Source organism: Roseococcus sp. YIM B11640 (assembly GCF_049727625.1).
Lineage (GTDB): Bacteria > Pseudomonadota > Alphaproteobacteria > Acetobacterales > Acetobacteraceae > Roseococcus.
In genome coordinates, this window is the sequence record NZ_JBBJOZ010000011.1 from 2501 (window position 1) to 5570 (window position 3070).

The window sequence follows — 3070 nt, forward strand, 5'->3', positions numbered from 1 at the left end:
ATGAGCGCGATAAGAGCGTTCGGTGGATGCCTTGGCGCCAAGAGGCGATGAAGGACGTGGCACGCTGCGATAAGCTGCGGGGAGATGCGAGCAATCGTTGATCCGCGGATTTCCGAATGGGGAAACCCACCCGCAAGGGTATCTGCACCTGAATACATAGGGTGTGGAGGCGAACCCGGGGAACTGAAACATCTCAGTACCTGGAGGAAAAGACATCAACAGAGATTCCCCTAGTAGTGGCGAGCGAACGGGGAGCAGGCCAGTGGTCTGTTGGAACTAAGCCGAGCAGTCTGGAAAGGCTGGCCAAAGTGGGTGATAGCCCCGTAGGCGTGATGTTCTGATGGATCCTTGAGTAGGGCGGGGCACGTGAAACCCTGTCTGAACATGGGGGGACCACCCTCCAAGCCTAAATACTCCTTGGCGACCGATAGTGCACAAGTACCGTGAGGGAAAGGTGAAAAGCACCCCGACGAGGGGAGTGAAAGAGACCTGAAACCGGACGCTTACAAGCAGTCGGAGCACCTTTAGGGTGTGACGGCGTACCTTTTGTATAATGGGTCCGCGAGTTCGTGTTGGCAGCAAGCTTAAGCCGTTAGGTGTAGGCGCAGCGAAAGCGAGTCTGAACAGGGCGTTCAGTTGCCGGCATGAGACCCGAAACCGAGTGATCTAGCCATGGCCAGGCTGAAGGTGGGGTAACACCCACTGGAGGGCCGAACCCACGCCTGTTGAAAAAGTCGGGGATGAGCTGTGGCTAGGGGTGAAAGGCCAATCAAACTCGGAAATAGCTGGTTCTCCGCGAAATCTATTGAGGTAGATCGTTCGTTGGTCACCTTCGGAGGTAGAGCACCGGAAGGGCTAGGGGGGCCCAAAGCCTTACCAAACCCTACCGAACTCCGAATGCCGAAGAGTGCAGACGGGCAGACAGACAGCGGGTGCTAAGGTCCGTTGTCGAGAGGGAAACAGCCCAGACCACCAGCTAAGGCCCCCAAATGATGGCTAAGTGGGAAAGCATGTGAGACGGCCAAAACAACCAGGAGGTTGGCTTAGAAGCAGCCATCCTTTAAAGAAAGCGTAATAGCTCACTGGTCTAATAGCTGTCTTGCGGCGAAAATGTAACGGGGCTCAAGCCATCTGCCGAAGCTGTGGATGCGTAGCAATACGCGTGGTAGCGGAGCGTTCCCTAGGCCTGCGAAGGGATACCTGTGAGGGGTCCTGGAGGTATGGGAAGTGCGAATGCGGACATGAGTAGCGACAAGGAGAGTGAGAAACTCTCCCGCCGAAAGTCCAAGGGTTCCTGCGCAAGGCTAATCCGCGCAGGGTGAGCCGGCCCCTAAGGCGAGGGCGACAGCCGTAGCCGATGGGAATCAGGTGAATATTCCTGAGCCCGCCAGAAGTGACGGCCTTGAACTTCTATCATCCCTTATTGGATTGGGGTGGTGGATGGATGGGTCCGGGAAATAGCTCTGGCATTGGACCGTACCCGAAACCGACACAGGTGGACTGGTAGAGCATACCAAGGCGCTTGAGGGAACCATGCTGAAGGAACTAGGCAAATTGCTCGCGTAACTTCGGGATAAGCGAGACCCATGCTTGCGCAAGCAGGTGTGGGTGGCACAAAGCAGGGGGTGGCGACTGTTTAGTAAAAACACAGGGCTCTGCGAAATCGAGAGATGACGTATAGGGTCTGACGCCTGCCCGGTGCCGGAAGGTTAAAGGGAGGAGTGCAAGCTCCGAACTGAAGCCCCGGTAAACGGCGGCCGTAACTATAACGGTCCTAAGGTAGCGAAATTCCTTGTCGGGTAAGTTCCGACCTGCACGAATGGCGTAACGACCTCCCCACTGTCTCCAGCATGGGCTCAGCGAAATTGAATTCCCCGTGAAGATGCGGGGTACCCGCAGTTAGACGGAAAGACCCTATGAACCTTTACTGCAACTTCGCAGTGGCGCCAGGAAGGGACTGTGTAGGATAGGTGGGAGGCTTTGAAGCATGGGCGCTAGCTTGTGTGGAGCCAACCTTGAAATACCACCCTGTGCCTTTTTGGCGTCTAACCGAGCCTGGTAATCCCGGGCCGGGACCCTGCGTGGCGGGCAGTTTGACTGGGGCGGTCGCCTCCCAAATTGTAACGGAGGCGCGCGATGGTGGGCTCAAGCCGGTCGGACATCGGCTGTTGAGTGCAAAGGCATAAGCCCGCCTGACTGTGAGCGTGACAGCGCGAACAGAGACGAAAGTCGGCCTTAGTGATCCGGTGGTCCCTCGTGGACGGGCCATCGCTCAACGGATAAAAGGTACTCTAGGGATAACAGGCTGATCTCCCCCAAGAGTCCACATCGACGGGGAGGTTTGGCACCTCGATGTCGGCTCATCGCATCCCGGGGCTGGAGCAGGTCCCAAGGGTTCGGCTGTTCGCCGATTAAAGCGGTACGTGAGCTGGGTTTAGAACGTCGTGAGACAGTTCGGTCCCTATCTGCTGTGGGTGTTGGAGACTTGAGAGGATCTGTCCCTAGTACGAGAGGACCGGGATGGACGCACCTCTGGTGCACCAGTTGTCACGCCAGTGGCACAGCTGGGTAGCTAAGTGCGGACGGGATAACCGCTGAAAGCATCTAAGCGGGAAACCCACCTCAAAACCAGGTCTCCCTGAGGGCCGTGAAAGACCATCACGTCAATAGGCCGCATGTATACGCGCAGCAATGCGCTCAGCTAAGCGGTCCTAATCGCCCGATAGGCTCATCCATCCTACCACCGCGGTCCCCCCAAAAGGGACACCGCACGCAGCACCAAACCCCACCTCACACTCCACCAACCATTCCTCACCACCTGAACTTTTTCGGTTCGGTGGCCTGGTGCCTATCGCGGAGTTGAAACACCCGATCCCATCCCGAACTCGGCCGTGAAACACCCCAGCGCCTATGGTACTGCCGCTCAAGCGGCGGGAGAGTCGGTCAGCGCCAGGCCACCCAACCGAAAAAAACACACACACAACAACACCTCACGCGGGGTGGAGCAGCCCGGTAGCTCGTCAGGCTCATAACCTGAAGGTCACAGGTTCAAATCCTGTCCCCGCATCCA

General features: G+C 57.3%; 1 tRNA gene and 2 rRNA genes (1 of these 3 only partly in view). All 3 read left to right on the forward strand.

What is annotated here, in order from left to right:
- Window positions 1-2736, forward strand: a 23S ribosomal RNA gene (locus tag WJM96_RS22780); it begins 2 nt to the left of the window's first position.
- Window positions 2737-2840: 104 nt separating this feature from the next.
- A 5S ribosomal RNA gene (rrf, locus tag WJM96_RS22785) occupies window positions 2841-2955 on the forward strand.
- A 38-nt stretch (window positions 2956-2993) separates the two neighbouring features.
- Window positions 2994-3070: transfer RNA gene (locus WJM96_RS22790), tRNA-Met, on the forward strand.